Below are 26,245 nucleotides of genomic sequence, written 5' to 3'. Positions count from 1 at the left end.
AGCTAATGATGAATAAAGTATTTAAAATTGTCTGGAATGCTGGCCTCCAGTGCTGGGTGGTTGTCTCTGAGATTGCAAAATCCCATGGTAAAACGAAAAGCGAACGCCGCCTGGCCAAAAGAGCCGGGAAGGCGGCCATGGGGGTGTTGGGAGGCATGGCGCTGCTGAGTGCGGCCAATGCTTCCACACTCATCTGGTCACCGACAGGGCAAAGTTCTGGTGGGAGTGGTACCTGGGATACGTCCAGCAGCGCCTGGTATAACGGTACCATTACAATGCCGTGGAACAATGCCGCAGGTGACAGCGCCTGGTTTGGTGCCCCGGGTGGCACCGTCACGCTTGCTGGGCTGATCCGGGTACAGGATCTGAGCTTCACCACCGATGGCTACATCCTCTCCGGTGGGACACTGGATACCTTTTCATCGCAGTCTTTGGTGAATGTGAGCAGCGGCGCAACAGCAACGATTGACTCTCTTATTAGCGGCAGCGGAATGCTGGCGTTAACCGGTGGCGGCAAGCTGATCCTGAGCGGTGCCAACACTTATGCCGGCGGAACGTCCGTTTCAGGTGGCAGTGTACTGGAAGTTTCCAGCGACAATAACCTCGGCGCGGCTGCCGGGGTTTTGACATTGGGTAACCCGTCTTCCATGGGCACGTTGAACATCACGGGCGCCTTTAACGGAACCCGCAATGTGACCCTTAATCTGGGTGGCGGTAACATCAATGTCTCCCCCGGTGTGACAGCGACTTTCAATGGTGTGGTCTCGGGTAGTGGCGCGCTGAATCTGACGGGCACTGGCACAACGGTGCTGAATGGCGCAAACACCTGGACGGGGACGACGACTATCGGCAGCGGCGGTACTCTGCAGGTAGGTACTGGCGGTACCACGGGAACACTGGGTACGGGGGCGACGGTCAACAACGGCGTGTTAGCCTTTAACCGCAGCAATGCCTATACCTACGGCGGTGTGATTTCAGGGACGGGCTCACTGCAAAATATGGGCAGCGGGACCACAATACTAACGGGGGCTAACACCTATACCGGCGGGACGTCCATCGCCTCAGGTACATTGCAACTGGGCAATAATGGCTCAACTGGCTGGCTCACTGGCGATGTCACGAACAACGGCACGTTACTTTTTTTCCGCAACGATACAAATACTTTTGCTGGTGTCATTTCAGGCAGTGGTGTTGTCCGCAACTCAGCCGGTACGTTGACGCTTTCCGGTGCCAATACCTACAGCGGAGGTACTGAAATTCAGGGTGGAACCCTGAGAGTCGCCAGTGACAGCAATCTGGGGGCAACTTCAGGACGTATTACGTTTACGGGTACAAGCACATTGTCTGCATCGGCGGGCTTTACGACCTCTCGCGATATTGTGATTAATAGCGGTGTGACGGGCTACACAAACAGTTCGAGCGGGGTGTTAACCCTTGCTGGCCCCGTCACCGGAGCAGGCAGTTTTGGCGTTAACGGCGGTACGGTAATTCTCGCCGGGACCAACAATACCTATAGCGGTACGACAAACATCAATGCAGGCACGCTGCAAATCAACGATGAAAGCAATCTGAGTAGCAATGCGGCGACCGGAATAACGTATACCGCTGGCGGTTATTTGCGCGTGATGTCGAGCAGTACGCTGACACGCAATATTGCTATGAATGCTTCTGCGAATTTTGATGCTTATAATGGCTCGGTTATCACCTTAAACGGTACCGTATCAGGCGGTGGCCGGCTCTATTTCTATGGCGGAGGGACACCTGGCGGTACAGTACTGCTGACCGGTAATAATACCCATACTGGCGGGATCGGCTTCTGGACAGGAAGTCGGGTCGTTGTTGCGAGTGACAGTAATATGGGGGCGGCAACGGGGCTCCTGCAGTTTAACGGCGGTACGCTTGCCTCTACGGCCACCTTTGCCTCAGGGCGCGCGGTCGATCTCAATGGTGCTGGTGCCATTGATGTTGCGTCAGCTACCACGTTAACCATGAATGGTGTGGTTTCAGGCGGCGGAAGACTGACCAAAACAAATGCAGGAACGCTGGTCTTAAGTGGCGCAAATACCTGGACAGGTGGGACCACGATTAGCGGCGGTACATTGCAGATTGGCAACGGTGGGACGACAGGTTCGCTTGGAACCGGGAGCGTGACCAACAACGGTACCCTCGCATTTAACCGCAGTGACATTAACTCGTATAACAACGTCATTTCCGGCACAGGTGCAGTAGTACAATCTGGCAGTGGCTCCACAACGCTTTCAGCAAATAACACGTACACCGGTGCAACGACTGTTTCAGCGGGGACACTGTACGTCAATGGCAACCAGTCCTCGGCGACCGGGCTGACGACGGTATCCTCCGGGGCAACGCTGGGCGGTAACGGCACCATCGGCGGCAGCGTCACGGTGGCCGATGGCGGCACCTTAACGCCGGGGGCTTCCGCGGATGCTGCCGGTACGCTCACGATCAGAGGCAATCTGGCACTCTCCTCAGGTGCCGTTCTCAATTACAACCTCGGTCAGGCTGGCACGGTGGGCGGGTCACTTAATGACCTGACCGTGGTGAATGGCAACCTGACGCTGGCGGGAACCCTCAACGTGACCACCTCGACGGGAGGTACCTTTGATGCAGGTGTCTACCGCATTATCAGTTATGCCGGATCGCTGACCAACAACGGGATGGTGTTGGGGTCGCTGCCCGCTGGCGCGAATGCAACGCTGCAGACCTCCGTCGCCGGTCAGGTTAACCTGATCAATAACTATGCCGGCACCACTTTCTGGGACGGTGCGACAGGTCATGATAACAGTGCGATCAACGGCGGCTCCGGCATCTGGAATACCGGCCCAGGTGCGAACAGCAACTGGACGGACGGTTCAGGTGTTGCAAATGGCGCGTACAGCACCAATTTTGCGGTATTCCAGGGCACGCCGGGTACGGTCACTGTCGATAACAGTCTGGGACAAGTTGCCGCGACAGGCCTGCAGTTTATGGCTGACGGCTATCGGATCAACGGTGATGAACTCACGCTGAATGAAACAACGGTGGGCAGCGGCTATACCATTGTCAGGGTAGGTGATGGAACCGCAGCCGGGAGTGGTTACACGGCAACCATCGACGCTATTCTGGGAGGCTTCTCTGGGCTGTCCAAAACGGACCTGGGCACGCTGATCCTGACCGGTGCCAATACCTACACGGGCGGCACTAACATTTCCGGCGGTACGCTGCAACTCGGCGACGGCACCACCAATGGTTCCGTCCTGGGGAATATCGCGAATGCCGGCACGCTGGCGCTTAAGCCTGCCAGTGGCACCTCAATGGCCGTATCAGGCACCATCTCGGGGGCTGGGGCGCTGAGGATGATCGGCACCGGCACTGCCATTTTGACCGGAGCAAACTCCTATGCGGGTGGTACCACGATTTCATCTGGTACCCTGCAAATTGGCGACGGCACCACTAATGGCGCACTGCCGGGTAACGTGGTGAACAACGCTGCGCTGGTGTTTATGCCGAAAACGGCGACGACCATCAATTATGGCGGCGTTATCTCCGGCACCGGTACTGTGACGCAAAACGGCCCGGGTACTACGGTGTTTACGGGCGCCAATACCTATACCGGTGGCACTATAATCTCTTCGGGTGTGCTGCAGCTCGGTGACGGGACGAGCAATAACGATGGCTCGATCGCCGGTAGTGTGACCAACAATGGCACACTGGCCTTCAGGTTTAATGGCAGCAAGACCGTCTCAAACGTGATTTCCGGCAGCGGAAACGTTTCGCAACTATCCGGAACGACAACACTTAGTGGGGTGAATACCTATACCGGCGGCACAGTACTGAATGGTGGTGTGTTAGTGGTTTCTAACGATAACAACCTCGGCGATGTTTCCGGCAGACTGACCTTTAATGGTGGTCATTTACAAACGAACGCAACCATTGCTCGCGATATTGTGATCAATGCCAGTGGAAGCAGGGTTTTCAGCAATGGTGCCACCTTCAGCGGCAATATTTCCGGGACTGGGTCACTCGAGTTCCAGGGCGGAACAACCTATATAACAGGGAATAATACCAGCAGCGGTGGAATTATCCTGAGCGAGTACGGAACGCTTGTCATTAACTCCGCCAATGCGGTGGGCACAGGTAAAATAACCGGGCGTTCTCAAGATGTTGCTTATGGTGGTGGTGGAAATCTGCGGACGACTGCAACCATGACGCTGGCCAATGATATCGATCTGGGCTTTACCTCGTTTTACGGCAGCGGTAGCCAACAGTCTATTGGCTTTATCACGGATGCCGGAACAACATTAACGCTAACCGGTAATATCAATAACGTTGGTGGTTACAGGCCAGCGAATGGTTTTTCTAAAAATGGCTCCGGTACAATGGTATTAGCGAATGCGCGATACGATAACGGAGACAGTTACCCTGTACGCGTATATGGGGGAACACTCATTGTAGGTGATGGTGGAAGCCGGGGGACTATTGGCGCTTCTTCATCCGTTGTCGCCAGTGGTGCAGCGTTGAAGTTCAACAGGGGGGATACCTACCTCTATAGCGGCGGAATCAGTGGCGCAGGCTCTTTTGAGCAGATAGGCAGTGGCACGCTGGTGTTAACGGGTAACAGTACCCATACGGGCGGCACAACAATTTCTGCTGGTACGCTGCAACTGGGCAATGGCGGTACTACTGGGGAGATTTCCGGCAATATCACCAACAACGGTACGCTGGCGTTTAACCGCAGCAATAACGTGACATGGTCAAACCTTATCTCCGGCACGGGATCCCTGAGTAAGTTAGGGACAAATACGCTGACGCTGACGGGTAACCAGGCGTATACCGGCGGCACCACGATCAGTGCCGGTATTTTACAACTGGGCGATGGTACGACCGATGGTTCTATTATCGGAAACGTCAACATGACCGGAGGCGCACTGGCATTCAACGCCAGCAACGGCTCTATGACCGATCAAAATGCCCTCATTTCGGGTGCGGGTGGTGTCACAAAACTGGGTTTAGGCACGACCGTTCTGAAAGGGGCGAACACCTATACCGGCGCCACCACGGTGTCAGAGGGCACGCTGTATATTGATGGCAATCAGTCGGCTGCAACCGGGTCGACAACCGTTGCGAACGGCGCAACGCTGGGCGGTACCGGGACTATCGGCGGCAATGTCACCATTGCGAACGGGGCGACGCTGATGCCAGGGAGTGAAAACGGCACCGGCGGCACGCTGACCATCAATGGCAACCTGGCGCTCAATGATCTTTCAATCCTGAATTACCAGTTCGGTAAAGTGAATGGCGTCGCGGAAAATACCCGTACTGACGTCAACGGTAACCTGACGCTGGATGGACGCCTGAATGTCTCTACTCCGGCTGGCGGAACCTTCTCAGCCGGTGTCTATCGCGTCTTTAACTACAACGGTACATTGACCAACAATGGCCTGGTGTTGGGGACGGTTCCTGCGGGGACAACGCTTGCCCTGCAAAGTACTGTACCTGGTCAGGTGAACCTGATTAACAGTACCGGACAACTGCTGGCCTTCTGGGACGGCATGAACTCGGCTAACTATAACCAGGGGAGCGGAGAAGGTGGCACAGGAACCTGGCGTTTGCTGGGGCAAACATCCTGGGCCGACGTTTCTGGGTCAAGTAACTCGGCCTACGGCAATAGATCCTTTGCGGTATTTGGCGGTACGGCGGGTACTGTTACTGTCGATAACGCGTTTGGTCAGGTTGAGACCTCGGGAATGCAGTTTACGACCACTGGCTATGTGCTTAATGGCGGTGTTATCGCTTTAGTGAACTCCCCGGTGGATGGCAGTACGCCTGAACTGCGTGTGGGTGATGGATCGGATGCCAGCAGAAATATGACTGCGACGATCGCTTCCGTCCTGCAGGGGGCGACTTCTGTCACCAAGACCGATCTGGGGACACTGGTACTGACAGGGAACAACACCTGGACCGGCGGAACGCGAGTCAACGGCGGCGTGCTGCAGGTCTCAAGCGATGCTAACCTGGGCGCAACCTCCGGGGCGCTTAGCTTTGACGGCGGTACGCTGGCAACGACAACCAGTTTCAACACGGCCCGTACAACCACACTCAATACGGGTGGCGGCACCCTGGATACGGCAGCCGGTACGACGCTGACAATGAGCGGTATTATTGGCGGTACGGGTTCTCTCACCAAGACAAATAGCGGAACACTGCTGCTTACCGGAACCAACACCTGGACCGGTGGCACAGCAATTAATGGCGGCATTGTGCAGGTATCCGCCGATGCGAATCTGGGGGCAGCGACAGGACCGCTCAGTTTTGACGGCGGTACACTGGCGACCACGACCAGTTTCAACACGAGCCGGGCAACCACCCTTAATACGGGTGGCGGTACCCTTGATACTGCAGCCGGCACGACCTTAACAATGAGCGGCGTGGTGAGTGGCAGCGGCGCGCTGACCAAGACCAATACCGGTACGCTTACGTTGACGAACAGCAATACCTGGAGCGGTGGCACTACCATTTCGGGTGGCACGCTGCAACTGGGTAATGGCGGCACCGGCGGCTCCCTCACCGGAAATGTGACCAACAATGGCACGCTGGCCTTTAACCGCAGCGACACATCAACCCTGGCCGGGGTGATATCTGGCAGCGGCGTAGTGAACCAGATCGGCACAGGTAAAACGATCCTGAGCGGCATCAACACGTACAGCGGTGGTACCAATATCTCTGCAGGCACCCTGGTGGCGCAGAATGGCGCAGCGCTGGGCACCGGGGCGGTGGTCAACAACGCGGCTCTGCAGCTGGATTTTGCGGCGGATGGCACGCTGGCGAATGTGCTGAGCGGCAGCGGAGCGCTCAGCAAGACCGGCAGCGGCACGGCCACCCTGACCGGCGCGGGATCGGCTCAGGGGGCGGTGACGGTCAGCGGCGGTACGCTGGCCTTCGGTCAGAGCGGCGCCTTTAACGCAGCCAGTATGAATGTCGCGAGTGGCGCGGCTATCACGGTCAATCCGATCTCAAATATCGTGCTGAGCGGAACCTATACACAGGCGGCGGGTGCCACATTCAATGGTGTCGCCGATACACAAGCTAAAACGGCAGTGACTGCGGCGACGGCCAGTCTGAATGGCACACTGAACATCACTGGCTTTGGGATTGCGGCGCCAGTGACGGCCAGCGGCCTTACCGGTACACAATACACCGTTGTCCACACTACCAGTGGCATCACCGGCAACTTCAGCAGCGTGAACCTTAACGGTGCGGCGAGTACGGTGGACTACCTGCGTCTGGCGGGCCGCGTCAGCGGCAACGATTATAACGTAGGCTACGGGCTGAGCTGGCTGGAAGGGCTGGCGAACGGCACCGGCAGCTTCACGCTGGCCGGGGCTTCTGATGCCTTCAACGTGGACGTGGTGCTGGGCAACCAGGCGGCGGGCACTTATGCCAGCGGCTGGGACGGCAAAACGCTGACCAAGGCCGGAGCGGGCACCCTGACGCTGTCGTCGGTCAATACCTACACCGGCGACACCCTGGTGAACGGCGGCACGCTGAAAGCCGGGATCGCCAATGCCTTTGCGCAGAGCGCAAACGTGGCGGTGGCATCCGGTGCGACGCTGGATCTGAACAACTTTAACCAGACGGCGCGTAACCTGTCAGGGGCCGGTAACGTGACGCTGGGCAGCGCGATGCTGACGGAGAACGCCGTCAGTGACACCACCTTCAGCGGTACGCTGAGCGGGACGGGCGGGCTGACCAAAACCGGCAGCGGCGTCTTTACGCTGAGCGGCAGCAATACGTACAGCGGCGGTACCACTGTTTCCGTCGGCACTCTGGTGGCGAAGAACGGCGCGGCGCTGGGTACCGGGGCGGTGGCCAACAACGCGGCCCTGCAGCTGGACTTTGCGGCGAACGGCACGCTGGCGAATGTGCTGAGCGGCAGCGGAACGCTTACCAAAACCGGCAGTGGCACCACCACCCTGACCGGCACGGGTTCGACGCAGGGCGCGGTAACGGTCAGCGGCGGTACGCTGGCCTTCGGTCAGAGCGGTGCGTTCAATGCGGCGAGCCTGACCACGGCAGCCGGTGCCGGTACCCAGGTGGCGGCGACCAGTAACCTGATGCTGAGCGGGGCGCTGACCCAGGCGGCGGGCTCGACGCTGACGGTGGCGAAAGGCACCCAGCCGGCGGTCACTGCCCAGACGGCGAACCTGAACGGCACGCTGAGCCTGAGTGGTTACGGCACGGCTGCCCCGGCCAGCGCCAGCGGAATCGCCGGTACCCAGTACACGGTCATTCACACCACTAACGGTATCACCGGCGACTTCAGCAGCGTGAACCTCAACGGTGCGGCGAGCACGGTGGACTACCTGCGTCTGGCTGGTCGCGTCAGCGGCAATGACTATAACGTGGGCTACGGGCTGAGCTGGCTGGAAGGCCAGGCGAACGGCACCGGCAGCTTCACGCTGGCCGGGGCTTCTGATGCCTTCAACGTGGACGTGGTGCTGGGCAACCAGGCGGCGGGCACTTATGCCAGCGGCTGGGACGGCAAAACGCTGACCAAGGCCGGAGCGGGCACCCTGACGCTGTCGTCGGTCAACACCTACACCGGCGACACCCTGGTGAACGGCGGCGTGCTGAAAGCCGGGATCGCTGATGCCTTTGCGCAGAGCGCGAACGTGGCGGTGGCATCCGGTGCGACGCTGGATCTGAACAACTTTAACCAGACGACGCGTAACCTGTCAGGGGCCGGTAACGTGACGCTGGGCAGCGCGATGCTGACGGAGAATGCCGTCAGTGACACCACCTTCAGCGGTACGCTGAGCGGGACGGGCGGGCTGACCAAAACCGGCAGCGGCGTCTTTACCCTGAGCGGCAGCAATACGTACAGCGGCGGTACCACCATTTCTGCCGGGACTCTGGTGGCGCAGAACGGCGCGGCGCTGGGCACCGGCACGGTGGCCAACAACGCGGCCCTGCAGCTGGACTTTGCGGCGAACGGCACGCTGGCGAATGTGCTGAGCGGCAGCGGCACGCTGACCAAAACCGGTAACGGTACCACCACCCTGACCGGCGCGGGTTCAACGCAGGGCGCGGTAACGGTCAGTGGCGGTACGCTGGCCTTCGGTCAGAGCGGCGTGTTCAATGCGGCGAGCCTGACCACGGCGGCCGGTGCAGCGACTCAGGTGGCGGCAACCAGTAACCTGATGCTGAGCGGGGCGCTGACCCAGGCGGCGGGCTCGACGCTGACGGTGGCGAAAGGCACCCAGCCTGCTGTTACCGCTCAGACGGCGAACCTGAACGGCACGCTGAGCCTGAGTGGTTACGGCACGGCCGCTCCGGCCAGCGCCAGCGGAATAGCCGGTACCCAGTACACGGTCATTCACACCACTAACGGTATCACCGGCGACTTCAGCAGCGTGAACCTCAACGGTGCGGTGAGTACCGTGGACTACCTGCGTCTGGCAGGCCGCGTCAGCGGCAACGACTATAACGTGGGATACGGGCTGAGCTGGCTGGAAGGCCAGGCCTACGGCACCGGCAGCTTCACGCTGGCGAATGCCAGTGATGCCTTCAACGTGGACGTGGCACTGGGCGACCAGGCGGCGGGCACTTATGCCAGCGGCTGGGACGGCAAAACGCTGACCAAGGCCGGGGCGGGCACCCTGACGCTGTCGTCGGTCAACACCTACACCGGCGACACCCTGGTGAACGGCGGCACGCTGAAAGCCGGGATCGCTGATGCCTTTGCGCAGAGCGCGAACGTGGCGGTGGCATCCGGCGCGACGCTGGATCTGAACAACTTCAACCAGACGGCACATAACCTGTCAGGGGCCGGTAACGTGACGCTGGGCAGCGCGATGCTGACGGAGAATGCCGTCAGTGACACCACCTTCAGCGGCACGCTGAGCGGGACGGGCGGGCTGACCAAAACCGGCAGCGGCGTCTTTACCCTGAGCGGCAGCAATACGTACAGCGGCGGTACCACCATTTCTGCCGGCACCCTGGTGGCGCAGAACGGCGCGGCGCTGGGCACCGGCGCGGTGGCCAACAACGCGGCCCTGCAGCTGGACTTTGCGGCGAACGGCACGCTGGCGAATGTGCTGAGCGGCAGCGGCACGCTGACCAAAACCGGCAGTGGCACCACCACCCTGACCGGCGCGGGTTCGACGCAGGGCGCGGTAACGGTCAGCGGCGGTACGCTGGCCTTCGGTCAGAGCGGCGCGTTCAATGCGGCCAGCCTGACCACGGCGGCCGGTGCAGCGACTCAGGTGGCGGCAACCAGTAATCTGATGCTGAGCGGGGCGCTGACCCAGGCGGCAGGCTCGACGCTGACGGTGGCAAAAGGCACCCAGCCGGCGGTCACTGCCCAGACGGCGAACCTGAACGGCACGCTGAGCCTGAGCGGTTACGGCACGGCTGCCCCGGCCAGCGCCAGCGGAATAGCCGGTACCCAGTACACGGTCATTCACACCACTAATGGCATCAGCGGCGACTTCAGCAGCGTGAACCTCAACGGTGCGGCGAGCTCCGTGGACTACCTGCGTCTGGCAGGCCGCGTCAGCGGCAACGACTATAACGTGGGCTACGGCCTGAGCTGGCTGGAAGGCCAGGCCTACGGCACCGGCAGCTTCACGCTGGCGAATGCCAGTGACGCTTTCAACGTGGACGTGGCGCTGGGCGACCAGGCGGCAGGTACCTACACCAGCGGCTGGGACGGCAAAACGCTGACCAAGGCCGGGGCGGGCACCCTGACGCTGTCGTCGGTCAATACCTACACCGGCGACACCCTGGTGAACGGCGGCACGCTGAAAGCCGGGATCGCCAATGCCTTTGCGCAGAGCGCAAACGTGGCGGTGGCATCCGGTGCGACGCTGGATCTGAACAACTTCAACCAGACGGCACATAACCTGTCAGGGGCAGGCAACGTGACGCTGGGCAGCGCGATGCTGACGGAGAATGCGGTCAGCGACACCACCTTCAGCGGCACGCTGAGCGGGACGGGCGGGCTGACCAAAACCGGCAGCGGCGTCTTTACCCTGAGCGGCAGCAATACGTACAGCGGCGGTACCACTGTTTCTGCCGGCACCCTGCAACTGGGTGACGGGGGCACGAGTGGCGCCATCACGGGTAACGTGACCAACAATGGCACGCTGGCCTTTAACCGCAGTGATGCGACGACGTTCGCTGGCGTGATTTCAGGCAGCGGTCGCGTCACGCAGGTGGGTACCGGTAAAACCATTTTCACTGGCACCCATACCTACAGCGGCGGCACGACGGTTTCGGCCGGTACCCTGCAACTGGGTAATGGCGGGACGACCGGCAGCGTACAGGGGGCAATTGATATTGCTTCCGGTGCGGCGCTGGCGGTGGACTGGGGTGCGGATTACACGGTGAACAACACGCTGACCGGCAGTGGTCTGGTGGCGATCAAGGCAGCCGGTAATGACGTTAACTTTGCCTCTGCGGCAATGGGCGCCGGCTTTAACGGTATCGTTGACCTGCAAAATGCAGCGTTCAGTCTCGGTGGTGTGAACACCGGCGCGCTGGCGGCGGCGACTCTGCGCCTTGGCAGCGGCAGTGTGACCACGGTGGCGGACGGTACGCAGTCCATTGGCGGACTGGCCTTTGACGGAGGTAAAGCGATTTTCAATGCCACGGTACCGGCGCAGATCGATGCCACCAGTCTGGTGCGGGCGAATCTGCTGGATGCGAGCGGTGCTGGCGTTGTGCAGGCGACATTACCGGTACCTTACGTGTTGCCGATGCCTGTGCCATCAACGGAACTGTCGCTGCTTGAGCAGGACGATGTGAATCTGGGCACCCGTCTGGTCGCGGCCAGTACGGCGGTGGGTAGCGCAGGTGCGCTGGAATTGCAGGATCAGAACGGCAATGTTATCAGCGCCGCCCAGCAGATCGATGTTCAGCAGGGCGGGAACCTGGTGGCGCTCGGAACCTACGATTATCGTCTGACGACGGGCACGCTCCAGGACGGACTGTATGTCTCTTACGGGCTGAAACAGCTGGATCTGCAGGCCGGTCAGACCCTGACGCTGGCACAAAACAGCGGAGCCACTGGCTTGTCAGCAGATATGTCGGCGAAGCTCACTGGCAGCGGTAACCTGCGGGTTGATGCGGGTACGGGCGTACTGTCTTTGTCCAACACAACCAACAACTTTACCGGCAACACCACGGTGGCGACCGGAACGCTGCAGGCCGGTGCCCGCGATGTGATTGCGACTTCCGCGAACGTGACGGTGAATGCCGGCGCAACGCTGGATACCCACGGTTACCACCAGTCACTGACCAACCTGACAGGCGCAGGTACGGTGACCAACGGTACGACAACGGCGACAACGCTGACACTGAAAGATACGGTGACGAGCGTCTTTGCGGGAACCCTCACCGGCGCGCAACTGGCGCTGGTACAGGCAAGCGGTACGCAGATCCTGACGGGAAGCAACACATACGGCGGTGGTACGGCGATCAACCCGGCTGCGACGCTGCAACTGGGTAATGGCGGAACCACCGGCTCCATCACCGGGAATGTGACCAACAATGGCACGCTGGCCTTTAACCGCAGCGATACAGCGACCTTTAGCGGCGTGATTTCCGGTACCGGGATGGTGAATCAGATGGGCACGGGCAGAACCATACTGACCGGCGCCAACAACTACAGTGGCGGCACGACGATCTCCGCCGGAACGCTGCAACTGGGTAATGGCGGGACCAGCGGTTCCCTCACCGGAAATGTGACCAACAATGGCACGCTGGCCTTCAACCGTAGCGATACATTAACCCTGGCTGGGGTGATATCAGGCAGCGGTGTGGTGAATCAGATCGGTACAGGTAAAACGATCCTGAGCGGCACCAACACGTACAGCGGTGGTACCAGCATTTCTGCCGGTACTCTGGTGGCGCAGAACGGCGCGGCGCTGGGCACCGGCGCGGTGGTCAACAATGCGGCCCTGCAGCTGGACTTTGCGGCGAACGGCACGCTGGCGAATGTGCTGAGTGGCAGCGGTTCGCTGACCAAAACCGGCAGCGGCACCACCACCCTGACCGGCACGGGTTCGACGCAGGGCGCGGTAACGGTCAGCGGCGGTACGCTGGCCTTCGGTCAGAGCGGCGTGTTCAATGCGGCGAGCCTGACCACGGCGGCCGGTGCAGCGACTCAGGTGGCGGCAACCAGCAATCTGATGCTGAGCGGGGCGCTGACCCAGGCGGCGGGCTCGACGCTGACGGTGGCAAAAGGCACCCAGCCTGCTGTTACCGCTCAGACGGCGAACCTGAACGGCACGCTGAGCCTGAGTGGTTACGGCACGGCCGCTCCGGCCAGCGCCAGCGGAATAGCCGGTACCCAGTACACGGTCATTCACACCACTAACGGTATCACCGGCGACTTCAGCAGCGTGAACCTCAACGGTGCGGCGAGCACGGTGGACTACCTGCGTCTGGCAGGCCGCGTCAGCGGCAATGACTATAACGTGGGCTACGGGCTGAGCTGGCTGGAAGGCCAGGCGTACGGCACCGGCAGCTTCACGCTGGCGAATGCCAGTGATGCTTTCAACGTGGACGTGGCGCTGGGCGACCAGGCGGCGGGTACCTACACCAGCGGCTGGGACGGCAAAACGCTGACCAAAGCCGGGGCGGGCACCCTGACACTGTCGTCGGTCAATACCTACACCGGCGACACACTGGTGAACGGCGGTACGCTGAAAGCCGGGATCGCTGATGCCTTTGCGCAGAGCGCACATGTGACAGTGGCATCCGGTGCGACGCTGGATCTGAACAACTTTAACCAGACGGCGCGTAACCTGTCAGGGGCGGGCAACGTGACGCTGGGCAGCGCGATGCTGACGGAGAATGCGGTCAGCGATTCGACCTTCAGCGGTACGCTGAGCGGCACGGGCGGGCTGACCAAAACCGGCAGCGGCGTCTTCACCCTGAATGGCAGCAATACGTACAGCGGCGGTACCACTGTTTCTGCCGGCACCCTGCAACTGGGTGACGGAGGCACGAGTGGCGCCATCACGGGTAACGTGACCAACAATGGCACGCTGGCTTTCAACCGCAGTGATGCGACGACGTTTCACGGTGTGATTTCAGGCAGCGGCCGCGTCACGCAGGTGGGAACGGGAACGACACTGTTTACCGGTGCCCATACCTACAGCGGCGGCACGACGGTTTCAGCCGGTACCCTGCAACTGGGTAATGGTGGGACGACCGGTAGCGTACAGGGGGCGATTGATATTGCTTCCGGTGCGACGCTGGCGGTGGACTGGGGTGCGGATTACACGGTGAACAACACGCTGACCGGCAGTGGTCTGGTGGCAATTAAGGCAGCCGGTAATGACGTTAACTTTGCCTCTGCGGCAATGGGCGCCGGCTTTAGCGGTGTCGTTGACCTGCAAAATGCAGCGTTCAGTCTCGGCGGTGCGAACACCGGTGCGCTGGCGGCGGCGACTCTGCGCCTTGGCAGCGGCAGCGTCACCACGGTGGCGGACGGTACGCAGTCCATTGGCAGCCTGGTCTTTAACAGCGGTAAAGCCATTTTCAATGCCACGGTACCGGCGCAGGTTGATGCCACCAGTCTGGTGCAGGCGAATCTGCTGGATACCAGCGGCACGGGTACCGTACAGGTCACATTACCGACGCCTTATGTGTTGCCGACGCCGGCACCTTCGACGGATCTGTCGCTGCTTGAGCAGGACGATGTGAATCTGGGTACCCGTCTGGTCGCGGCCAGTACGGCGATTGGTAGTGCAGGTGCGCTGGAATTGCAGGATCAGAACGGCAATGCCATCACGGCGGCGCAGCAGATTAATATCCAGCAGGGCGGGAATCTGGTGGCGCTCGGCACCTACGATTATCGTCTGAGCTCGGGGGCAAATCAGGACGGACTGTATGTCTCTTACGGGCTGAAACAGCTGGATCTGCAGGCCGCTCAGACCCTGACGCTGGCACAAAACAGCGGAGCCACTGGCGCTTCGGCAGATATGTCGGCGAAGATCACCGGCAGCGGCAGTCTGCAGGTCGATGCAGGCACCGGGATCGTGTCGTTGTCCAACACGACCAATGACTTTACCGGCGACACCACGGTGGCCACCGGGACGCTGCAGGCTGGCGCGCTGGATGTGATTGCGACTTCCGCGAACGTGATGGTGAATGCCGGCGCAACGCTGGACACGAACGGTTATGACCAGTCGCTGACCAACCTGTCTGGCGACGGTACCGTGACCAATGGCACGGCGACCGATACGATCCTGACCCTGAACGACACGGCAACGAGTGTTTTTGCAGGCGATATTACGGGTGCGCAACTGGCACTGGTACAGGCAAGCGGTACGCAGGTGCTGGCGGGAAGCAACACATATGGCGGCGGCACGACAATCAATACCGGCGCTACGCTGCAACTGGGTAATGGCGGAACCACCGGCTCCATCACCGGGAATGTGACCAACGACGGCACGCTGGCCTTTAACCGCAGCGATACGGCGACCTTTAACGGTGTGATTTCCGGGACCGGGAGCGTTGATCAGACGGGTACGGGCAGAACCATACTGACTGGCGCCAACAGCTACAGCGGTGGCAGCACGATCTCTGCCGGTACGCTGCAGTTGAATGACAGCCAGGCGGCGGGGACTGGTGCGATCAGCGTCAATACCACCGCGGGTGATGTGGGCACAGGACTTGATCTGGCCTTCAGTGATGCCAGCGACTTTAGCAATCTGCTTATTGGCGAAGGAACGACCACGGTGAGTGGTGCTCAGGCGACGATAACGGGGACTAATGCAGGGTATACCGGTAACTGGCGTGTCACCGATACGGGGACTCTGGCCGTCGCAACTGACGCGGTGAGCAGTACCGATAATCTGGGTACGGGCGGGGTGGATATTGCTGCTGACGGTATTGTTAATCTCCTGACGCAGGGGGCGTTCAGCTTTAATAATGCCCTCACGGGTGCGGGTACGCTCAATGCCTCTGGTCATGGCCAGGCATTCTCCTTCGGCAGTGGTGTGGGCTCCGCCTTCACGGGGATGGCGGTACTGACAGACAATACGTTTGCGCTTTCCGGGGACAACACGACTGCGCTGACGCACGGCAAGCTGTCTGTGGGAACCGGCAACGTCACCACAGTGGGAGATGGTAACCAGCAGATCGGTGGCTTGATCATCAATGACGGTACGGTTGTGTTCAACGCCACCGCGCCTGATGAGATTCTGGCGACCAGTTTGATCACTGCCGATACCCTTGACATCAGTCATACCGGTACGGTGTACATTAATGCCCCTGCATCGTATGTTCCGCATGCCCGTGATACGGACAATTCGTTGAATCTTCTGATGCAGGATGAAGGCGACACTGGCGTACAACTGGTTAAATCCACGTCGGTAACAGGGAGCGGCGGCGCGATTCAGTTGCTCAATAAGGATGGCAGCAAGATCACGGCTGAACGGACGATTGATATTAATCAGAATGGCGATGTCGTCGCGCGGGGAACCTATGACTATCGTCTGACCTCGGGCGCGAATGCTGACGGATTGTATGTGAATTATGGTCTGACCGGGTTGGATCTTCAGGCGGATAAAACGCTGACGCTGGCACAGGATACAGGGGCAATCAATGCTTCTGCGGATATGTCAGCCAAAGTGACCGGCAGCGGTAACCTGGCCATTGAGGCCGGCGCAGGTGTGGTGTCGCTGTCTAACGCCACCAACGATTACACCGGTGAGACGAAAGTCAGTACGGGGACGCTGCGCTCAGATGCGGATAATGCACTGGGTAAAACCAGCCTGCTCTCGCTGGCGAACACAGCAGGTTTTGACCTGAACGGTAAAACCCAGACGGTCGGGAAACTGAACGGTGACGCGGGCTCGCTGTTAAATGTGAACGGTGGCACGTTAGCGCTCAGCAATGGCGGCGTGTCTGCGGGAACGTTGACCGGCGCCGGTAAGCTCTCTGTTCTGGGGGGAACCTTTGATGTGCGCGGTGCTAACACCGGTCTGAGTGTGGTGAGCCAAATCAGTAAAGGTGCAACGGCCAGCCTGAATAATGTAGCGGGTCTGGGCAGCGGCAATATTATTACTGACGGAACACTGGCGCTGAATGGTGCTGTCGGCACGATGACGAACAACATCAGCGGGACCGGCGAACTGGTTAAACAGGGCACGGGTGAGGTGGTTCTGACCGGGCAGACTGGCTGGACGGGCGACACGCATATTGACGGCGGTGAGCTGGTTCTGGATGGTTCCCGTGGTGGCGCGCAGCTGGTCAGCAATGTGATTGCAAAAGACAATACGTCATTGTCACTGCGTAACGGTGCGTCACTGACCGGGTGGATTGATCCGACAGATGTCAGCATTGATTCTGCCAGCCGCTGGAACATGACTGCAGATTCACTGGTCGATGATGTGAAGCTTGCCGGTACCCTTAACTTTGCGGCACCGTCCACGCAGTCGATGACGACAGGACGTACCCTGACGGCCACCAACTGGCACGGACAGGACGGTACGGTGGTGATGAATACCGTACTGGGAGGGGATACTTCCGTCACGGATAAGATTGTCATCAGCGGCAATACCAGTGGTAACACCTTCGTGAAAGTGAACAATGTGGGTGGCCGTGGCGCTCAGACTGTCGAAGGCATCCAGGTGGTGAAAGTCGGTGGTCAGTCCGACGGCACCTTCACCAAATCAGGGCGTATTGTCGCCGGGATTTATGACTACAGTCTGGTGAAGAAGGGCGCTGACTGGTACCTGACCAGCCTGGATACCTCGACGAAGGATAAAAAAAGCACGTCAGGGATTCGTCCGGATCCTGCCAGCTATACAGCCAACCTGGCGGCGGCGAATACGATGTTCGTTCACCGGTTGCACGATCGTGAGGGGGAAACGCAGTATACGGACGCCCTGACCGGCGAGCAGAAAGTGACCAGTATGTGGCTGCGTCAGGTTGGCGGACATAACCGCTGGAGTTCCAGTATTGGTCAGGTTGACACACAAAGTAACCGTTATGTGACGCAGCTGGGCGGTGAAGTGGCGCAGTGGAGCCCTGATGGCGTACAGCGCCTGCATGTTGGGGTGATGGCAGGCTACGGCCGCAACAGCAGTAACTCTCGTTCAAACGCCACTGGCTACCGTTCAGATGGCTCCGTCAACGGGTACAGCACCGGACTTTATGCTACCTGGTATCAGAATGATGAGACCAAACAGGGAATGTATGTGGACAGCTGGGCTCAGTACGGCTGGTTTGACAATACGGTGAAAGGCGAGAAGGTACAGTCAGAATCGTACAAGTCAAAAGGGATTACCGCGTCACTGGAGCTGGGATATACGCATAAACTGGGTGATTTTACCGGAAGTCAGGGAACAGAGGGTGAGTGGTTTATCCAGCCTCAGGCACAGGCGGTATGGATGGGTGTCACGGCGGATGATCATTATGAAAGTAATGGTACCCGTGTGACGGGCGAAGGCGACGGTAATGTTCAGACGCGTCTTGGCGTTCGTACCTTCCTGAAAAGTCACAACAAACTGGATGAAGGTAAAAACCGTAACTTCAAGCCGTATGTGGAGATCAACTGGATCCACAACACGCAAAGCTTCGGTTCGCACATGGGCGATGCCACATTGTCTCAGGATGGTGCCCGGAATGTGGGTGAGGTGAAGGCCGGTGTTGAAGGTCAGCTTAATTCACGTCTGAGCGTCTGGGGTAATGTGGGCGTTCAGGTCGGGGATAAAGGATACAGTGATACTTCAGCCACGCTGGGTGTGAAATATAATTTCTAGCGGTAACAGGACGTGGAAGTCAGTGTATAAAATACACTGACTTCCATTATTATAAATAATTTCGCAACTGTTTAGATATTTTCAATCATTAACGACATTGGTTTTATTTTCACGAAAATAGATCAGTGACACTGTTTTGTTTTTTTAAGGAGCAGAGTATAACTGTCAACAGTTTCTAATGTTTTTTTTGCTATTGTCATTTCCGTAAACTAAATATCTTGAGAGAGAAAGAAGTATGAAAAACATAAAGTTAAGCAGCCTGAAATATATTTCCGCTGTTTGCGTAATGGTTATTGGTTTAAGCGGTTGTGACCAGTTAGGTTTGAACCAATCGAAAGTTGTTTATGTAGATATTGCGAAGGTGCTTAACGAGTCATCCATTGGTAAACAGGAAGCTCAACATAATCAAGATATTAAAGATGTATTACTCAAAGCAGAAAGTGATGCAAAAGAAAAATACGCGGCGATGTCAGAAAAACAACAACAGCAAAGCCGTGCCGCTGATAATTTGACGCTTAATCAGGTATGGGTAGCGGAACAGCAGCATAGTCGTGAGGTCAGCCTCAAGGCGATCACCGAGGAAGCCGAAATCTATCGTGTCAGCCACAAAATGGATTACGTCATGGTCAGCACCTCATTGCTGGCAGCAAAAGAGGGGGCAGATATCACCAGTGACCTGATTAAACAACTGGAGAAGAAAAAAGTTAATTATGGTGACTTGCCGAAAATCAGCGTTGCCGATAGCCAGGATAAGAACGTGAAGTCTGATGATGTCCCTCAGGAGGATAAATCAGCGGTTTCAGGTGCACATTAATTAATACCCGGTGCATGCATTTTTATATATTTATGTTGTGATATTTATAGGTGAGTTTATGTTTAACAAAATTGCATATGTCAATTTAGTCCGCGTTCTTAATGAGTCTACAGTCGGCCAGTCCGAGTTGGCGCGTCTGCAGGAAGTTAAAGAAATTCTGGTAAACGCTGAACAGGCGGCGCAGGAGGCATACCTGGGTATGTCGGATGAAGAAAAAGAGAGAAATCGCGCGGCGGATATCGCGAATATCAACCAGTCATGGGGGATGGAACAACAGAATGCGCGTGCAGCCAGCATCAGAGCTATTCTTAAAGAGGTAGAAGACTACCGGAATAGCAATGAGTTAGGCATGATACTGAACAGCGAATATGTAATTGCTGCAGAACAACAATATGATGTGACGGATGACATTATATTACATGTGAAAGACATCACCGTTGAATATGGTGATTTGCCTAGCTTCACTGTGACCCGGAAAGAAGACAGTAACGAAGAGAATGAAACTGAAGCATAACGCGTAATAGCGGGTGCTTCTGATCATTCATCACTTTTTAAGTGAATTTCTCACACTGAGGTGCTGAAGCATCTCAGTGTTTTTTTTAACTCCTGAGATCTGTCGATAAATCATCTGATGCAGGAACGAAAAGCTAAAAGCTGCACTATTTCACGAGGCGGTGAAAGGGTGCGTACGAGTGGACTTGAACCGAAGCATTATTGGATTTCAGATAATCATTGAGATCATTATGGTCTCTCTCAGCAAATAGGTTTTTCTTGTCAGGTTATGATGAAATTCAGAGCAGTGAGGAGGAGTCGCCGTTTTCACACGCCGAATCGGGCGATTTCCCGATTCACCAGGCCAGCATTAGAGATGGATTAAAAATTTTCAGGGAGCTTTATAATATTTTTAAGTACGCCTCTGTCCAGTTCGATAAATCCCCCCTCTTTGAGGGCGGCAAGTATTCGCATGATCCCACTGCGTGATAAATGCGATTTGTCACGAATATATCGCTCTGCCGTCATGTTTTCTCTGATCTCCGGCTTTTCGTTAAACAGCTCATTGAGCTGTGCACGCACAATCTGATAGGCAGAAGGGGCAGAGAGGTGTTCGTGAGAGCGGAACAGCTTGCCGCAAACAATCATCATATGCTTTGCGACGGGTTCCCAGAGCTGATTTTCACTGATTATGTTGTGAACATCCGCCATTTTCAGCGTGACAATATCGGAAGGGACCAGAGTTCTGATATAAGCATCAATTTCCCGCCGATACAAGTTATCCAAACCCAACAATGCTGGCGCGGTAAAGGTGGACATTAAGAGATCATCGCGGCTCCGGTGAATGGTGCCGTTGCCCTTGATTATCAGATAACAGAAGCTCTCTCCCTTCAGCTGGAACCCTAAACGGCGACGCGCAAGGATATGCTTTATTTCAGCATTGCGTTTTAAGTGCTCAATCAGCAGTGGAACAAATTCTGAAGGCTGTAAAATCAAAGATTGCGTGACGCCGGTAGCCATAAGAGTCCTGTCAAAATATCCGCTTTCAGCTAAGTGTAGCGTCAGGACAGGGATGACTCACATAAATTCAGGGTCTGTTGTCAGAATTTTGAAGGTAAATATTTGATTGCTTTTAATACACCACGATTAAGCTCAATGTAACCAGTATCGCGCAGTTCCGCGAGGATGCGCATGATACCGCTCCGTGAAAGATATGTTCTGCTCTGGATATAGTTGGCTGCTGTAATATTGTCACGTATACGCTCTGATTCAGCCATGAGCTCCATCAGCTGATAACGGATTATCTCATAGGATGACATTTGCGAAATCAGTGTACAATGTTCATAAACACATGATGCTGTGTAGATTAACAGCTTACATAAACTGCCCCACAGGCCGAAACTCTCAATGAGCAGGTTGAAACGCTCCAGAGGTAAGCGGCTCATCAGCGCATTTTCAGTTACCCGGATATAAAGATTCTCAGAGCATGAGAACTGGTTGCTTACACCCAGAACAAACATGCCTTGTTCAGAGTTTAACACCATACCATCTCCCCTACGATTTAGAGTGACGCTTCCTTCATGGAGTAAATAGCAGATGCGTTTCCCTCCGGTAGAATAACGAAGAATTTCGCCCTTACGCGGATTAAAAAAAGTGCCGAAGGGACTTATTAGCTCAACGATTTTTTTGATGTCAGCGGTAGGTTTAAGCTGCTGAAGAGAGGTTATTTCAGGGTTGTCAAAATTTGTTATTCGGGTATTCATACAATCAACTCCAGATAATCTTTTTCTCATAAAGATGTCCGGGGGATTATCTGCGCAGGCATTACAGAAATAAATGATTCTTTGGTGTCAAAATAGACTTTGTTTTTAACATGTTCGTAATACCTGTAAAATTAAATCAAGATTAAACCAAGATTAAACAGCGTGCTGTGAAAAATCGCTTACATTATAAGCCGTTTTCTCTTGCGGCTCTGTCATTTTGACGTGGGTAACCCATTGAAATAAGTGAGTTATTTTTTAAATAAAAAGAAATGAAAATAAATTGTTAATTAATCACTCCAAGCCTGGAATAAAATGAATTTGAGTTTTTATTAATGTTTCTATAAATTTCAGTCTACAGAAAAAATAATCTGACTTAATGACGAGATACGCATGTTTATTTCGAGTGTATGTATCACGCCTTATGCTAGATATGGATTCTGAATGATCATAGTGATGATGGTAATTAAAAGGTGTTCCGGCTTATAACCACCCATGGTTTTAAACGAAACCTGACATGCAAGGAAAAATAAATGAAAAAGAATCTGATCGCCGTTGTTATTACGGCAGCTACTGTATTGACTGCTTCTCATGCTTTCGCTGCGGCTGGTACGGTAAATTTCACCGGTGAAATTCTGGATGCTGCCTGCAGCGTTGACGTGGCATCTCAGAACCAGACTGTCGCGCTGGGGACTTATAATAAAAGTGAATTTACAAACAGCGGGGATGTTACTGCAGCCAAAAAATTCAATATTATTTTGAAAGATTGTCCTGACACTGTTACTCAGGCCCATGTCATGTTTGATGGTACGCCGGAGCCTACGAACTCCTCATTGCTGGCTATCGATAGCACGGTCGCTGGCGCGGCAACGGGCGTGGCGATCAACCTGCTTACTGCAGATATGGTTCCGCTGCCGCTGCACGGCGATAACACCTACCGTTACGAACTTTCCAGCACTGCAGATAATTCGCTGGATTTCTATGCCCAGTATAAATCAACGTCAGGTACTGTAACTGCAGGTCCGGCTAACTCTGTTGCCAGCTTCTCCGTGATTTACAACTAATTTTCTACACCTGAAATATGTGTGAGGCCGGTTTCCGGCCTCATTTTTACCCGAGGTATAAAATGAACTTTCTTTGCCGGGCTTTTATTGCCGCAGCTTTTATCATCGCTGATGTATCAACCGCACATGCTGGTGTAATCATCGGCGGAACTCGCGTTATCTATGATGGCAATAAAAAGGAAGCTTCCATCAGTGTTAATAATCCGGACGCTACACCCTATTTGATTCAGTCCTGGATAGAAACACAGAATGGCGGCGCAGAGAAAGCTCCTTTTATCATTACCCCTCCACTTTATCGATTGGATAAAGACCAGCAGAATGTTGAACGCATTATTATGGCTGGTTCATTACCTCATGATAAAGAAAGCCTGTACTGGTTAAATATTAAATCCATTCCTTCTGCACCTAAAAAGGACAATACATTACAGATTGCTGTAAAAACACGCATTAAACTGATTTATCGCCCAGCTACGCTAAAAGGTACAACCCCGGAAGAGGTTGCAAATAAATTAAGCTGGAGCCGCTCAGGAGACGGGTTGCTTGTCACAAACCCTACGTCTTATGTCATGAATTTCAATGAAATAACCGTCAGCGGAAAAAGGCTGGAAGATGTGTCTTATGTCCTCCCTGGCTCGACGGCAAGATTTGCGTTGCCAAAAGGAGTGAGTGGTGGCGCGCTCACGTACACCATCATCAATGATTACGGCGGTCCGGGCAAAAAACATAGTGCGAACCTGTAACAAAAAAATGACCGCATTGAATACTGGAATGGCAGGTTATAAATGATGGCCAGGCAACACGCAATTTTTCAACCCGCCAGATTGGCTCTTTATATTGCAGTCGCATTAGGCGGGGTGAGTCAACCCGTTATCGCCCGCGATACGTTTAATCCGGAACTGCTGGAGATTGATAATCCTGGCGCAGGCAAAGCAGATCTTTCTGCCTTTGAAGCGGGCGCGCAGGCACCCGGCACGTATCATGTTGATATCGTTGTGGATGAACAACTGCTCGATACTCGTGACATTGAATTCAAAGGTACAACTGATAAAGAGGGTGATTCGGTCCTGACGCCTTGTCTGACAATGGAGCAGCTTAAAAGCTGGGGAATCAAAACGCAGCTTTTTCCGGGGCTGGACACCCGTGATAAATGTGCCGACTTGTCAGCTATTCCACAGGCGTCTACCGACTTTCAGTTCGGTTCTCAGCGTCTGTTGATCAGTATTCCGCAGGCTGCGCTGTCAACGCAGGCGCGTGGTTATGTTCCGCCGGAACAGTGGGATGAAGGGATCACCGCCGCCATGCTTAATTACAGCCTCAGTGGTGCGAACAATCGGCAAAGCGGTAACAACGTTCGCAGCGATAACAGCCAGTATGCTAACCTGCGTCCGGGCATTAACGTTGGGCCGTGGCGTCTGCGAAATTATACCACCTGGAGTCGTGACAGCAGCGGGCAGGATAAATGGGATACGGTTTACACCTATGCTCAGCGAGACATTATTCCTTTTAAGGCGCAGTTCACCGTCGGGGACAGTTCCGCACCAGCCGATGTCTTTGACAGTATGCCGTTTCGTGGTGCTCAGTTGGCCTCCGATGACGATATGTTGCCGGATTCGCTGAAAGGTTATGCGCCGATAGTTCGCGGCATAGCCCGTACCAACGCACAGGTCATCATTCGACAGAATGGATACCAGATTTATCAGAGCTATGTCGCCCCAGGCGCGTTTGAAATAACTGACATGTATCCGACCGGAGGCGCGGGCGATCTTGATGTCACCATTAAAGAAGCTGACGGCAGTGAGCAACATTTTACAGTACCGTTTGCTTCGCTACCGGTGTTACAGCGCGAAGGCCGTCTCAAATACGCGCTGACTGGTGGTCAGTATCGATCTTACAACAGCAGTGTGGATAAAACGCCTTTTGCCCAGGCGACCTCTATTTATGGTCTGCCACGCGGATTTACTCTTTATGGGGGCGGACAACAGTCTGGTAAATACCAGTCTCTTGCTGCCGGGGTGGGTAAGAATATGGGTGATTTCGGAGCAGTCTCCGCTGATATCACCCAGGCCTGGTCCAAACCCAAAAACGATGAAAATGCAACCGGGCAGTCCTGGCGGGCGCGATACAGCAAAAACATTGTCGGGACCGGGACAAACTTCGCGATTGCAGGCTATCGCTATTCAACCAGCGGTTACTACGGCATGCAGGAAGTCCTGGATTCCTACAGCCACGACAGCATGATGATTGAGCGCCGCCGTAACAGGATGGAGCTGACCATGAGCCAGACTCTCGGCGCTGACCTGGGCTCGGTGATGCTCAGCGCTGTACGGGAAAATTACTGGAACTCAGGCCATACCATGCGGTCATGGAGCGTGGGCTATAACAATGCCTGGCGAGGTATTAACTACGGGCTTACCTATACCAATAGCCAAAACGGCTCTACAACGGGTTTAGGCACGCACACATATTATGCTAAGGATCAGCAACTGGCGGTGAATATCAGTATTCCGCTGGATAAATTTCTGCCGCAGACATGGGCTAATTACAGTGTAAACGCCAGTAAGAACGGCGGCACAACGCATTCTGTGGGTCTGAGCGGTATGGCGCTGGAAAACAACTCGCTCAATTGGAGCTTGCAGCAAGGTTACGGCACGGATGGTGTGGAATATACCGGTACAACCAATGCCGACTATAAAGGAGCCTACGGAGAAGTCACCGCAGGATATGGTTATGGCAGGGATAGCGATCGTCTGAACTATGGACTACAGGGCGGGATCCTGGCGCACGCCGATGGTGTGACTTTTAGCCAGCCGCTGGGGGAAACCAATGTATTGATAAAGGCGCCTGGAGCAACGGGCGTGAGTGTGCTGAACCAGACAGGTGCAAAAACTGACTGGCGTGGTTATACCGTGGTCAGCAATCTTTCCGTTTATCGCAAAAATAATGTGGCGTTATTAACTGATTCGTTAGCGGATAACGTTGAACTGGAACTGACTAATAAAACAGTCGTCCCCACTCGTGGCGCAGTTGTACGTGCAGATTATATTGCTGATGTAGGTATCAGAATGTTGCTTACCCTGACACAGGATAATGGAACACCTGTGCCATTCGGAGCCATACTCAGTGCCAGTAGTGATAATGAAAAAAGTTTCATTGTTGGCGATAAGGGGCAGGTCTTTATAACGGGTTATAAAGAGGGAGAATATCTGATTGCTCAATGGGGTATAAATCAAAAGTGCAGCGTTCAAAAAATCCAGCCTCAACCAGAACAACATAATGGCATTGTTATAATTAATGCCGCCTGTCGTTAATTACTTGCATTTGAGCGAAGAAAGA

The 26,245-nt window shown here is 55.5% G+C and carries 8 protein-coding genes; 6 read left to right on the top strand and 2 right to left on the bottom strand.

Features of this window, described 5'->3' with window-relative positions; genetic code table 11:
* The first annotated feature begins 8 nt into the window (after window positions 1–8).
* From N7268_RS22520 to N7268_RS22510, 3 genes are all read left to right on the top strand, one after another.
* The gene (locus tag N7268_RS22520; RefSeq protein ID WP_260864548.1) at window positions 9–18,782 is read left to right on the top strand and encodes an autotransporter-associated beta strand repeat-containing protein; all 18,774 of its coding nucleotides are present in this window, start codon (window positions 9–11) and stop codon (window positions 18,780–18,782) included.
* Between the two features lie 235 nt (window positions 18,783–19,017).
* A complete protein-coding gene (locus tag N7268_RS22515) occupies window positions 19,018–19,596 on the top strand; it encodes a hypothetical protein (RefSeq protein WP_135321681.1) in 579 nt (192 codons plus the stop codon).
* 58 nt (window positions 19,597–19,654) lie between these two features.
* Window positions 19,655–20,110 carry a hypothetical protein gene (locus tag N7268_RS22510; RefSeq protein ID WP_260864547.1) on the top strand — a complete coding sequence of 152 codons (456 nt, stop codon included), beginning with the start codon at window positions 19,655–19,657 and terminating at the stop codon, window positions 20,108–20,110.
* Between the two features lie 359 nt (window positions 20,111–20,469).
* Here the strand turns inward: N7268_RS22510 and N7268_RS22505 are convergent, their stop codons facing one another.
* Both N7268_RS22505 and N7268_RS22500 read right to left on the bottom strand, forming a co-directional pair.
* Entirely contained in the window at window positions 20,470–21,108 is a 639-nt protein-coding gene (locus N7268_RS22505; RefSeq protein WP_260864546.1) for a helix-turn-helix domain-containing protein, read from the bottom strand.
* An 80-nt stretch (window positions 21,109–21,188) separates the two neighbouring features.
* Window positions 21,189–21,851, bottom strand: a complete 663-nt coding sequence (locus N7268_RS22500; RefSeq protein WP_260864545.1) for a winged helix-turn-helix transcriptional regulator — start codon at window positions 21,849–21,851, stop codon at window positions 21,189–21,191.
* A 530-nt stretch (window positions 21,852–22,381) separates the two neighbouring features.
* Between N7268_RS22500 and N7268_RS22495 the strand changes: the two genes are divergently transcribed.
* From N7268_RS22495 to N7268_RS22485, 3 genes are all read left to right on the top strand, one after another.
* Entirely contained in the window at window positions 22,382–22,912 is a 531-nt protein-coding gene (locus N7268_RS22495) for a fimbrial protein (protein WP_260864544.1), read from the top strand.
* Between the two features lie 62 nt (window positions 22,913–22,974).
* Complete coding sequence (locus N7268_RS22490; protein ID WP_260864543.1) at window positions 22,975–23,652, top strand: molecular chaperone; 678 nt, start codon at window positions 22,975–22,977, stop codon at window positions 23,650–23,652.
* A 45-nt stretch (window positions 23,653–23,697) separates the two neighbouring features.
* Entirely contained in the window at window positions 23,698–26,220 is a 2,523-nt protein-coding gene (locus N7268_RS22485) for a fimbria/pilus outer membrane usher protein (protein WP_260864542.1), read from the top strand.
* The last annotated feature ends 25 nt before the right edge of the window (window positions 26,221–26,245 follow it).

The sequence above is a fragment of the Citrobacter sp. Marseille-Q6884 genome, from assembly GCF_945906775.1.
GTDB lineage: Bacteria > Pseudomonadota > Gammaproteobacteria > Enterobacterales > Enterobacteriaceae > Citrobacter.
This window is presented reverse-complemented; position numbering and strand designations above follow the sequence as displayed.

What these genes read in the sequence shown, in the direction of transcription:
- N7268_RS22520 (WP_260864548.1), top strand. Translation starts at nt 9, where the DNA reads ATGAATAAAGTATTTAAAATTGTCTGGAATGCTGGCCTCCAGTGCTGG.
- N7268_RS22515 (WP_135321681.1), top strand. Translation starts at nt 19,018, where the DNA reads ATGAAAAACATAAAGTTAAGCAGCCTGAAATATATTTCCGCTGTTTGC.
- N7268_RS22510 (WP_260864547.1), top strand. Translation starts at nt 19,655, where the DNA reads ATGTTTAACAAAATTGCATATGTCAATTTAGTCCGCGTTCTTAATGAG.
- N7268_RS22505 (WP_260864546.1), bottom strand. Translation starts at nt 21,108, where the DNA reads ATGGCTACCGGCGTCACGCAATCTTTGATTTTACAGCCTTCAGAATTT.
- N7268_RS22500 (WP_260864545.1), bottom strand. Translation starts at nt 21,851, where the DNA reads ATGAATACCCGAATAACAAATTTTGACAACCCTGAAATAACCTCTCTT.
- N7268_RS22495 (WP_260864544.1), top strand. Translation starts at nt 22,382, where the DNA reads ATGAAAAAGAATCTGATCGCCGTTGTTATTACGGCAGCTACTGTATTG.
- N7268_RS22490 (WP_260864543.1), top strand. Translation starts at nt 22,975, where the DNA reads ATGAACTTTCTTTGCCGGGCTTTTATTGCCGCAGCTTTTATCATCGCT.
- N7268_RS22485 (WP_260864542.1), top strand. Translation starts at nt 23,698, where the DNA reads ATGGCCAGGCAACACGCAATTTTTCAACCCGCCAGATTGGCTCTTTAT.